Annotated in this window: 11 protein-coding genes; 6 read left to right on the forward strand and 5 right to left on the reverse strand. The window is 54.7% G+C overall.

The window, feature by feature from the left end:
• Positions 1-289: 289 nt before the first annotated feature.
• Positions 290-496, forward strand: a complete 207-nt coding sequence (locus tag Q1J88_RS12205) for a ParD-like family protein (protein WP_301117996.1) — start codon at positions 290-292, stop codon at positions 494-496.
• Positions 497-500: 4 nt separating this feature from the next.
• Positions 501-1,262, forward strand: coding sequence for a type I methionyl aminopeptidase (gene map, locus Q1J88_RS12210; RefSeq protein WP_301118007.1), 762 nt, complete (start codon positions 501-503; stop codon positions 1,260-1,262).
• 15 nt (positions 1,263-1,277) lie between these two features.
• On the opposite strand, the gene Q1J88_RS12215 is transcribed toward map, so the two are convergent.
• Positions 1,278-2,213: a LysR family transcriptional regulator gene (locus tag Q1J88_RS12215; RefSeq protein ID WP_301117998.1), complete on the reverse strand. Its 936-nt coding sequence runs from the start codon at positions 2,211-2,213 to the stop codon at positions 1,278-1,280.
• A 102-nt stretch (positions 2,214-2,315) separates the two neighbouring features.
• Between Q1J88_RS12215 and Q1J88_RS12220 the strand changes: the two genes are divergently transcribed.
• Positions 2,316-2,723, forward strand: coding sequence for a RidA family protein (locus Q1J88_RS12220; RefSeq protein ID WP_301117999.1), 408 nt, complete (start codon positions 2,316-2,318; stop codon positions 2,721-2,723).
• Between the two features lie 22 nt (positions 2,724-2,745).
• On the opposite strand, the gene Q1J88_RS12225 is transcribed toward Q1J88_RS12220, so the two are convergent.
• Positions 2,746-3,027: a pyrimidine/purine nucleoside phosphorylase gene (locus Q1J88_RS12225; RefSeq protein ID WP_301118000.1), complete on the reverse strand. Its 282-nt coding sequence runs from the start codon at positions 3,025-3,027 to the stop codon at positions 2,746-2,748.
• 142 nt (positions 3,028-3,169) lie between these two features.
• Between Q1J88_RS12225 and ampC the strand changes: the two genes are divergently transcribed.
• Entirely contained in the window at positions 3,170-4,336 is a 1,167-nt protein-coding gene (gene ampC, locus Q1J88_RS12230) for a class C beta-lactamase (RefSeq protein ID WP_301118001.1), read from the forward strand.
• Between the two features lie 26 nt (positions 4,337-4,362).
• Here the strand turns inward: ampC and Q1J88_RS12235 are convergent, their stop codons facing one another.
• Both Q1J88_RS12235 and Q1J88_RS12240 read right to left on the reverse strand, forming a co-directional pair.
• Positions 4,363-6,375 carry a pyridoxamine 5'-phosphate oxidase family protein gene (locus tag Q1J88_RS12235; protein WP_301118002.1) on the reverse strand — a complete coding sequence of 671 codons (2,013 nt, stop codon included), beginning with the start codon at positions 6,373-6,375 and terminating at the stop codon, positions 4,363-4,365.
• A 16-nt stretch (positions 6,376-6,391) separates the two neighbouring features.
• On the reverse strand, positions 6,392-7,039 hold the full coding sequence (locus Q1J88_RS12240; protein ID WP_301118003.1) for a glutathione S-transferase family protein: 648 nt from the start codon (positions 7,037-7,039) through the stop codon (positions 6,392-6,394).
• Between the two features lie 163 nt (positions 7,040-7,202).
• Here Q1J88_RS12240 and Q1J88_RS12245 point away from each other — a divergent pair, with 163 nt between their 5' ends.
• Both Q1J88_RS12245 and Q1J88_RS12250 read left to right on the forward strand, forming a co-directional pair.
• Positions 7,203-8,099 carry a LysR family transcriptional regulator gene (locus tag Q1J88_RS12245; protein WP_301118004.1) on the forward strand — a complete coding sequence of 299 codons (897 nt, stop codon included), beginning with the start codon at positions 7,203-7,205 and terminating at the stop codon, positions 8,097-8,099.
• Positions 8,100-8,217: 118 nt separating this feature from the next.
• Entirely contained in the window at positions 8,218-8,679 is a 462-nt protein-coding gene (locus tag Q1J88_RS12250) for a PAS domain-containing protein (protein ID WP_301118005.1), read from the forward strand.
• A 22-nt stretch (positions 8,680-8,701) separates the two neighbouring features.
• Here Q1J88_RS12250 and Q1J88_RS12255 read toward each other — a convergent pair whose 3' ends face one another.
• A complete protein-coding gene (locus Q1J88_RS12255) occupies positions 8,702-9,604 on the reverse strand; it encodes a hypothetical protein (RefSeq protein WP_301118006.1) in 903 nt (300 codons plus the stop codon).
• Between the last annotated feature and the right edge of the window lie 107 nt (positions 9,605-9,711).

Here is a 9,711-nt window from a genome sequence, read left to right on the forward strand (position 1 = left end):
AGCCACTCGTTCAGGCTCGGGGGAAGAAGCAGTTCCTGGCCAGGCGAATACGGGCGGAAAGTGGTTCCCATCAGTCATCCTGTTGCTGAAGAATTTTGATCTATTGTGCCAGAATGTAGCTTCTGCCGCGCAGACTCCTAGCGCACATTATTGCCTACGCAATTCGCGGTTGAGGGACAAAGCGACGACAGCGTTCGGCAGTAACAGTAGTGGATTTCCACCGCTCTTATTGCCTGCCTGACCCTCGGAATATATGATCCATATACACATCGTATTCTAAGGGCCTGTTATGGGTATTGTGAAAATTGACGACGAACTGCATGGCGAAATCCGAAAGGCCAGTTCGGTGATGGTCCGTTCCATCAATGCGCAAGCGGAGTACTGGATAAAGATTGGCATGCTCGCTGAGGCGAATCCCGGCATGTCGTTTACTGAAATCATGCGAGAGCAGATGAAGCTGGCTGAAGTCGACTTAAGGAAAGCTGTCGGTGGCTAGCGTCATTCTGAAAAGCGCAGAAGAATTGAACGTGATGCGCGAATCCGGTCGGCTTCTGGCAACGGTATTCCAGTACCTTGATGGCGTTATCGAGATCGGCATGTCCACAATGGAGATCAACAACCTCGCGGAGCGGTATATCACCGATCAGTTGAACGCTCGGCCAGCGAGTAAAGGCCAATACGGCTACGAATATGCCCTCAATAGCTCTGTCAATCGCGTTGTTTGTCATGGCGTTCCGTCGGCCACCCAGAAACTCAAATCCGGTGACATCGTCAACATTGATATCACGTTGGAGCAGGGCGGGTTTATCGCGGATTCCAGCAAGATGTACATGATGGGAAGCGTAAGCCCTGGTGCCGAACGGTTGGTTCATAAAACCTATGAAGCCATGTGGGAGGGCATTCGACGTGTAAGGCCTGGTGCGACCCTTGGCGACATCGGTCATGCCATCCAAAGCCACGCCCAGAAATACGGGTATTCTGTTGTGCGTGAGTATTGCGGGCACGGCATTGGGCGTGAGATGCATGAAGAGCCGCAGGTTCTGCATTATGGCCAGCCCGGTAAAGGTCTAGTCCTTCAGGAAGGGATGGTCTTCACGATAGAGCCCATGATCAACCAGGGAAAGGCCAAGGTTAAGTTGAAGAAAGATGGCTGGACTGTCGTTACCAGTGACAAGAAGTTATCGGCTCAATGGGAGCACACGGTGGCTGTGACTTCAGATGGTTACGAGGTACTGACGCTCAGACCCGAAGAAAGGGTGTAATCGGGGATGTTTGGGTCATTTATCTCGACGGTATTGAACTAACCCATCAATAAATAAACGTGTCTTTTGCGCAAGGTGATTACGAGTTACATAGACGACCTGTATCGGCAATCTTTTACCTCCGTAACTCGGTAGAATTCTGACTAAACGGCCGGATTCAACATCGTCGTTGACCAGAAAAGCGGGAAGAAAGGCCACTCCCATGCCGTGAAGGGCGCTCTCCCGAATGGCCTCGCCGCTATCGAAACGCAACTTTCTACCGCCATCGATAAAGACCTCCGATCCAGAGGAGGTCAGCAGATTCCATCCTGTAGACTGTATGCCCAGCCCGTAAATGAGTCTTTGGTGACTCGTCAGATCCGACGGCTCTTTCGGTTCGCCAAAAGCATTTATGTACGATGGCGCTGCATATACGTAGGGTCGCGCGTATTCAACGGTACGAGCTATCAGTTGTGAGTTCGTTGGGATGTCTCCGATGCGGATGCTTAAGTCGAATCCCTCCTCAACCAGATCGACGACTCTGTCTGTGAGGTTTACCTCCACTTCGAGACCAGGCCAGGCCGCCAGGAACTGTTTAAGAAAGGGCAGTACGACGATTCGACCATAAGCTTCCGTAACGGATAAACGCAGGGTGCCTTTTGGTTGAGGCAGGTCCTGCCGAATGTCAGATTCAGCTTCTTCCAGGTCCTGTAAAATTTGCACGCACCGTTCATAGAAGCGCTCGCCGTCCACCGTCAGTGACACCGTTCTTGTTGTTCTTTGCAACAGGCGGGTGCCAAGGTGTGCCTCGAGCCGGGCCATCGCTTTACCGGCTGCGGAGCGCGTCAAACCCAACGCCTCACCCCCTGAAACAAAGCTTCCCGTTTCGACGATAGCCACGAAAACCCGCAGGGCTCCCAGGTCAAGGCCAGCGCCGGGCCTATCGGGCGTGGTGATTGAAAGGCGCTTCATTGGCGAATCCATTTCGACAAAAATGCCTGTAGAGTATCAACTGTTGAACATGATGACTCAAGTGGGGCATGAAATGTGCGCCAATTCGGAAGAGGGAAAGGTGTGTCAGAAACGATCGTTCGTCTTAACCCCGAGACATTGCCGAATGCGGGAGAGTTAGGCTACTCCCAGATTTCCATCGTTGAGCCGGGGCGCCTGGCTTTTGTTTCCGGGCAAGTGGCCTGGCAACCGAATGGCGAGCCTGTTCCAGACAATCTGGCGGAACAAATGAAAATCGTATCGAGAAATGCCCGCTCTGCTTTAACCGCAGTGCATGCGAAGCCTGAGCATGTGGTTATGGCGCGCGTTTATGTCACAGATCTTACAAGTGAAAGGCTGGAAGAGCTTATGCCGGCGTTTCTAGAAACGTTTGATGGCGCGCAGCCATGTGTAACGGGGATTGGCGTTCAGGCGTTGGCCGCGCCCGAGCTTCAGGTTGAGCTGGAGTTGATCGTACGACTGCCTGATTAAGCTCCAGCCCATTGGTTACGAATTACTCGTAGGTGCAGAAGTAAGCCGTATCCATTTCAGCCTTCACCTTAAAGCTGGCATTCGCCTCTACCTCAAACGAATCCGCAGCCCCATAACGAACCCAGCTCTCGCTGCCCGGGAGCTGAACGGTCAACGCGCCACTCACAACCGTCATCACTTCTTTCTTGCTGGTGCCGAATTCATATTCACCCGCGCTGATCACACCGACGGTTGCAGGCAAACGCTCGCCCTGGAACGCGATGGATTTCACTTTGCCGTCGAAGTACTCATTCACGCTCAACATGATTGCAACTCCTCAAAATAGGGAGCCGTACTATACGGCAAAATCTTGCCGTATTACAGATTGTTAGCGTGAGTGCAGGGAGGTATTACGCTATGGTGAAACGTCATTTATTTCATACGATTAACCGTTGATCAGGCGAAAAATGAGAAAACTTTCGGCTCGGTTGTTGATTGGTCTATTACTTGTTTCGGATCTGTCGCTTGCGCAGACATCTGGCGAGGATATAAAACACCGGATTGATCTGGCCATTGAGCCCCTGATGGAGCAGCAGAATATTCCCGGGATGGCGATAGCCATCATTCGTCCAAGTGGCACATCGGTGTTCAATTACGGGGTGGACGCCCGCATCAATGGTGCCCCTGTCAACAATGAAACCTTGTTTGAGATCGGTTCGCTCACCAAACCTTTTACAGCAACCCTGGCGTCACTCGCTGATTTGCAGGGTAAGTTCGACCTCAAGGCTCCAGTAAGCAGCGCTCTTCCTGAGCTTCAAGGAACGGCTTTCGATGAAATAACCGGAGCAAATCTTGCTACCTACACCGGGGGTGGTTTACCGCTTTTCGTGCCAGAGGACATCACTGACCGCGAATCTCTCATGAAATGGTATCGCGGGTGGCAGCCGACCGAGCCTGTTGGAAAAAGCCGAACCTATTCAAACCCCAGCATCGGGCTTCTGGGCATCGCCACGGCCGCAAGCCTTGACGACGACTTTGTAGAAGCCATGCATTCTCAAGTTTTCGAGCCTCTTGGAATGTTCCAAACCTGGTATGAAGTGCCTCACGCAAAGCAAGAGCACTATGCCTTGGGGGAAGATAAAGACGGTAACCCAAAGCGAGTTTCACCTGGCGTAGTTGATGACGAGGCCTACGGCATCAAAACGACGGCCAATGACCTCGCAAAGTTCGTTCAGGCTAACCTTGGACTTCTGGAGATTGACGAAACACTTCAGGTGGCCATCAATGCAACGCGGAACGGGCATTACCAAGTGGGTGAAATGAAACAAGGGTTAGTCTGGGAAACGTACCCACTGCCAGTAACGCTGGCGACCCTGCGATCTGGCAACGGGTATGACATGATTCTGGAACCTAACGCGACAAGTGCTATAACGCCTTCCATGGCGCCCAGTGAAGATGTCTGGGTCAATAAGACTGGCTCGACCAACGGGTTCGGCGCATACATCGCAATGGTTTCCGGCCAGCAGACCGGAATAGTGATGTTGGCGAACAAAAATTACCCGAACGAAGCGCGAATCGAGGCTGCTTTTCGCATTATGGCCAGTCTTGGTTTGATTGAGGACACGAGGAAGTAGGCGACCCCTCGATAAAAACGGGTGCTTCAAATATCGATCTGAACGTCCTCACTCATTGGCACCGCGCAACAGGTCAGCACTTCGCCTTTTGCTGGAGTAATCACCGGGCTTCGCTGATAGTGCACGGCGCCTGAGACCAAGCGGGTGGCGCAAGCACCACATTTGCCCGAACGGCAGTTGAAGTTCGGCTTCAGGCCGGCGGCTTCCGCGGTTTCCAGGAGCGTACCGCTTTGATGCGTCCATTCGGCCTGGACGCCCGAGCGGGCAAGCGTGATGTTTGCGCGCTCAGGAAGCACCACCGCCGGGACGCTCTCTTCGGATTCACCAAGCTCTCCGGCACCGAAAAACTCGTAATGGATGTGTGAGCGGTCAACACCAATGTCGCGCAATCCTGAATACAGCGATCGCATAAAGGCCTCCGGGCCGCATAAGTAGAACTGGTAACCGCCAAACGGCAGAAGCCTGGAAAGAACGTCCATGCTCAACCGGGTTTCGAGATCATGGGTATCGCCCAGCTTGTCGTCTTTGAGTGGGGCACTGTAGGCAACAAACAGATGGAGCCAGTCATATCGTCTGGCCAATGCAATCAGCTCCTTCCTGAATGCCTGGGTAGCGCTGTTCTGAGTGGCATGAATAAAGTACACCTCGCGTTTGGGCGCACCGTCCTTAACCGCGGCCACCTGCCCATCCAGCATGGCGATCATCGGCGTTATGCCTACGCCACCGGAAAGCATCACGATGGGCTGAGTACCGTCGTCCAGAACAAAATCGCCTGATGGTGAGCCGACCTCAATGATATCGCCACTGCTGAAGTGATCGTGCAGGAGTCGGGACGACACGCCATGTTCTTCACGTTTGATCGAGAGGCGATAATCTTTCCCGTTCGGCCCCTGAGATATCGTGTAACTGCGCAGAATAGCGCCGTCTTTCTGGGGAATCCTCAGAGGCAGAAAGTGCCCGGCCACGTGCGGTTCAATCGGTCCACCGTCAGCAGGCGCCAGGTAGAAGGATGTGATCGTGTCGCTTTCCCTCCACTTGGCAGCAATCTGGAATCGACGATAACCGCCGGTTTTGAGGGCAGCAAGACGCGCACCTGTCCAGGTTCCAGTGTTATCAAGCCCGGGCCATGGCTCAGGGGCCGACGCATTAACCGGTACAGCCGCAGTGGCGTACCAGATCTCTTCCGGCACAACGTCGACGATACGCTCTGCACCTTCAAACGACGAAACACGTTCGGAATCCCAGTCGATGGTGCCGCGCCCGGTCACCAATACCGCGCACCCTGTTTCAAAATCGGGAATGAACAGACTGACCCGGCCATCGCTTTCAATATTGCCCAGTGTGTTGAAAAAGCGATTGCCGGAAAAATCCGGAAAGGAGAGGGTGCCGTCCTCATTGATGCCGAGAAACCCTGGCCGGCCGCCACGATGGGAGGCATCGATCCCGGCACTCCCGCCATCGAGCGAACCCGCCGCACGGGAAGCAATAAAAAAGGTATCGGAAGCTTCAATGATGCGGCGAACCTCCGGATCACGCAGGTTGGCCCGCCGACGGCTCGCTGGCTTGGGTTCGCTCCGAACTGCGCTCAGAGCCCGCATTTGAATGTACTGCGGGCAGTTCCCGAAGCTTTGGTCCACCTGAATGGTCATCGCGCCACCGGCTATTTGTTGAACGCGACCATTCATCCGGTTGCGGCGCCGGTTGCTCAGATCAATCCCGACGATACCGACACTGGCGCCGGTCGACCGGTCCAGTTCGAGTTCATCGGCGAGCACCGGTGTGCTTCGTAATTCAAGCCTATCCGGAGCAGGGGAGACCACGAACCCCGGCGCTCCAAAAGCAGGAACGCACCAGGGCCGGCCGGTGCGGTCCAGCAGCGCCAGGAACAGCATGGGCAGGTTCTCAAAGAAATCCCTGTGTTGTTCGGGCATTTCGGTACGTACGAAGCTTTCCGACTGCGCCAACCACTCATCTGGAACCTCAGCACGGGCCTGCACAGCACGTTCACCGATGTGGAAAACACCAGGGATCTTCTTCATGGGAGCCTCCTCTTGGTCAGACGCCTACAGGTAGTGGAGTACGGGCCATTCCCACAAAGCGGTCCTGGCTCTCGATTCTTTTCAGCCAGGCCCGGATCGATGGGTAACCGTCGAGGCTCACACCACCTTCCGGCGCATGAGCGATGTAGCTATAGCCCGCCACATCGGCAATCGTAATCGCGGACCCGGCGAGGAAATCACGTAGTTCCAGCGTTTGTTCCATAACCGCAAACAACTGGTGAGAGGCTGCCTTGGCGCGCTCGTGATCCAGCGGTGCATTAAAAACCGTGACCAGCCGCGCTACACAGGGGCCGTGGGCAATCTCGCCAGCTGCAACCGACAGCCAGCGCTGGACTTCAGCAGCGGCTTCAGGGCTTTCCGGCAGCCAGTCGTAATCGGTGGGGTAGGATTTCACCAGGTAGATCAGGATGGCGTTGGAGTCCGAGAGTGTGACGCCATTGTCATCGATGGCCGGAACCTGCCCCAGCGGGCTCATGGCCAGGAACGACGGTGCTTTGTGGGCACCATTGGCGACATCAATATCGATCGCCTGATAGGGAAGGTCGAGCAGGGCCATCATGAGTTCAACACGATGGCAGTGGCCGGATTTCGGATGTCGATAGAGCTTTATGGGATCAGCGTGGGCAGGAAAGTTCGCATTCATAGTCAGGTTCCTTCGGATGAGACGTTGCTCTTTTGCGGGCTTGGCATTTGTTGCTCATCAAGGGTAAGGTTTTCCATAAACATGCAGTAGACGGCATTTTTGAAAGACTAATTTCCATTTTAAGGAAGGCTAAAGGGGCAACCGTAGAGAGGCTTGAAGGGTTATGCCAGACCGACTGAAAACGATGGCCATCCTTGTGAAAGTGGTTGATAACGGCAGCATTTCATCGGGCGCAAAGGCTCTGGGAATGCCTGTTGCGACCGTGAGTCGACGGATATCTGAGCTGGAAACCGACCTGAAGGCCGAGTTGGTGCTGCGTTCTCCCCGTGGATTGACGCTGACGGATACCGGGGTTGCCTACGTGGCCGCGTGCCGCCGAATTCTCGACGACGTTGCTGAGATTGAACGTGGCGCCTCAGGCGAATTTTCAGCACCAAAGGGAACATTGACCCTGACGGCACCAATAGTCTTCGGGCGCATGCACGTGTTGCCCGTGGTCACTGAGTTCCTGCAATGCTATCCGGACATCAACGTTCGGCTGCAGCTCATCGACCGGCCAGTCAGCCTCAGTGAGGAACACATCGACATGGCCGTTCGAATTGGTCCACTGCCAGACAGCGGTCTGATTGCGCGTAAGGTAGGGGAGGTGCGCCGTATCGTTTGTGCAAGCCGGTCTTACCTCGAGATGCACGGTGAACCCAAAGCGCCAAACGACCTTGAAGAGGCTTCGTGCATCGTCTTCGACCAGTTTTTAGCGGATCAGGCCTGGAGTTTCGAGGCCGACGGAAAGACCCTCCGAATTCCCGTCAACGCACGCCTTCATGTGAATACGGCCGAAGCCGCCCTGGACGCTGCAGAGGCCGGCCTTGGCATCACTCGGGTGCTCTCTTATCAAGCGGCGCCCGGAATAGCAGCCGGTCGCGTGGAAGCGATCTTGCAGCGCTGGGAACCGGCGCCTCTGCCTGTTCAGTTCGTGTATGAGCAGCGGGCGCTGGTTCCACAGAAACTGCGGGCGTTTATTGATTTTGCTGTGCCGCGTATTGCGAGCAGTCTTGGATAGGTCACCATTGCTGAACACCTATCTTCTGAACGACCCGGCACGCAACCATGATCCCGCGGCTCAAGCACTCGTAAACATCTCATGTAAGTGAGCTTGTGACTGGAAAGGAGAAGTGAGATTGGCTTTTTACAATCGCAGAAAACTGGAATTGCAGGAGGCGTTGGCAAGATGTGACGCGGCAGAGCGCCGGGTACAGGAACTGGAAGCTGAATGGCAGGCGATCGAAGCCGCCATGGCAGTACTGGTAATGTCTCAGGACGGCATTATCGAGCGCGCAAGCCCGGCTTTTCTGGATTTGATGGGGTTCGAGCAGCACGAATTGCTCGGCAAGCACCACAGAATGATCTGCGACAGCGACTACGCAGCCAGCGAAGAGTATATCCGGTTCTGGCGTGAACTGGTCACCGGGAATGTAAAGTCGGGCGGTTTCCCGGCAATTGACGCCAACGGGCAAAATCTGGTTATGGAGGCCTGCTATTCGCCTGTGAAGGGTGAGCAAGGTGTCACTCGACGCGTTATTGCGTTGGTGACTGGGCCCCATAAAACGCACGACTCTCCGCATAAACAGAGGACATACTGATCAGGACGAAGCCGAGCCCCGATTAGTGAAGGTTGAACGTGTAGACATCGCCTGCCGGGAAGCTCTGCCAATATTCGGGAATGTTGCTTTGCCGTTGATCGATATCGGGGTACTGCGGGTTGGTGAAATAAGCCGTCTCGGTGTTCTGAAAATCGACAGTCTGCGGTTCCGGTGACACCAGAAGTGTATACCTCTGCAGCCCGGGAAACGTCGCCAGCATAGCGACGGCGCAGAGCAGGGCGGTGATACCGAAACGTTCCGCCGCCGGCGCGCCGCGACCCAGACGGACCCCAAGAGCTCCTGCTACCAGACCCGAGGATATGAACGGCCAGAGCGGCAGGTCTCCCAAAATCAGGAATTCCGTCAGCAACACATAGTCCACCAGCGCGTAGGTGCCGAGTCCTGTCAGAAGCACCAGCAGCAGCAAGATGCCGCGGTGTTTGGTCAAATCAAAATGGTTGGCCAGAGGGCCGGTTCGATCCGTTGGCCTGGACGAAAACTCGGCTTCACCTCTGGTTAACTCGCTCAATGCCTTGACTAGTGGCGCTTCTGCAATCAGGGTTTCGGCTTGTGTTTTGGGCTTACCAAACGCGCTCCTGAAGCCAATGCGATGGTCAGGTTGGCCAACCTTCAAATAATTGTAGAGTTGCAGCCGATACGTCTGTGTGTCTGTAACAACAATCAATTTTGAATGCTGGAGCGCCTGAACCAGGTTCTTGATACCGGTAACCGGAGCTAACTCAATCTTTCTGATCGAAGTCAGTGGAATACGATGTTTGCCGGTGGTGAAACCGATCAACCCAAGCCCGGTCAGAGGTGGTACGTGAATTCTGAGCGCCTCATTGTCGATCTCAAGCCTGATCTGGCCGTTGAAATACATCACCAGACCGCCTAGGAGTCTGCGCGACAGAAGTATTTTGAGCAAGTGACCCCGCCGCGTCGAATCACAGTTCGGCCCGAGAACGTATCCACAATATCCAGCCGAATAGAGTCTCGACTCTCTCTATTCAGTCAGTCAAGACGGTTATCAGC

The sequence above is a fragment of the Pusillimonas sp. genome, from assembly GCF_029263785.1.
Taxonomy (GTDB): Bacteria; Pseudomonadota; Gammaproteobacteria; order Burkholderiales; family Burkholderiaceae_B; genus Pusillimonas.